This is a genomic window from Falsochrobactrum ovis, from assembly GCF_003259955.1.
GTDB lineage: Bacteria > Pseudomonadota > Alphaproteobacteria > Rhizobiales > Rhizobiaceae > Brucella > Brucella ovis_A.
This window is the reverse complement of record NZ_QLMK01000039.1, coordinates 1-1132: the sequence shown is the minus strand read 5'-3', so window position 1 is coordinate 1132 and position 1132 is coordinate 1. Positions and strand designations below refer to the sequence as shown.

Here is a 1132-nt window from a genome sequence, read left to right as displayed (position 1 = left end):
GGTATCGTCTACCGCTCGCCGCCATGGCGTTGCGCCCAATCTGCTTTACCGGTGGCGCAGGCTCTTGAGTGAGGGAGGTGCTGCAGCCGTGGATTCTGACGAGCCGGTTGTCGGCAATTCGGAAGTGAAGAAACTGGAGGATCGCGTCCGCGAGCTGGAGCGCATGCTCGGCCGTAAGACGATGGAGGTCGAAATCCTCCGCGAAGCCCTTTCCAAAGCGGACTCAAAAAAACGGATATCGCGGCCGATCTTGTTGCCGAAGGACGGTTCCCGATGAAGGCTGTCGCCGAAACTTTGGGCGTCTCCCGTTCCAACCTCATCGAGCGGTTGAAAGGTAGATCAAAGCCGCGCGGGTCCTATCATAAGGCCGAGGATGCGGAGCTCCTGCCCGTCATCCGCAGGCTGGTAGATGAGAGGCCAACCTATGGCTATCGGCGGATCGCCGCGCTCCTCAATCGCGAGAGGCGAGCCGCCGATAAGCCTGTCGTTAACGCCAAACGGGTCCATCGCATCATGGGCAACCACGGCATGTTGCTGGAGAAGCATACGGCCGTTCGCAAAGGCCGCATTCACGACGGCAAGGTCATGGTCATGCGCTCGAACCTGCGCTGGTGCTCAGATGGGCTGGAGTTCAGCTGCTGGAATGGCGAGGTCATTCGTCTCGCTTTCATCATCGACGCCTTCGACCGGGAGATCATTGCCTGGACGGTAGTCGCCAATGCGGGGATCTCCGGCTCCGACGTGCGCGACATGATGCTGGAGGCGGTCGAGACACGCTTCGGAGCAACGCGAGCTCCGCATGCTATCGAGCATCTCTCCGACAATGGCTCAGCCTATACAGCGCGGGACACGAGGTTGTTTGCCCAAGCGCTCAATCTGACGCCCTGCTTCACGCCGGTCGCCAGCCCCCAGTCGAACGGCATGTCAGAAGCATTCGTCAAAACCCTGAAGCGGGATTATATCCGCATATCAGCCCTACCGGACGCCGAAACTGCGCTCCGGCTCATCCACGGATGGATCGAAGATTACAACGAAATACATCCTCATTCCGCGCTCAAGATGGCTTCCCCTCGGCAGTTCATCAGGGCTAAATCAAACTAGCCGATCTGTCCGGTGAAACGGGGGCACTCCA

At 59.4% G+C, this 1132-nt stretch carries 1 pseudogene; it reads left to right on the top strand.

Going from position 1 to position 1132, the window contains the following annotated elements:
• Positions 1 to 1101, top strand: a pseudogene (locus C7374_RS15810) (IS3 family transposase); the annotation flags it as partial.
• Positions 1102 to 1132: the final 31 nt, after the last annotated feature.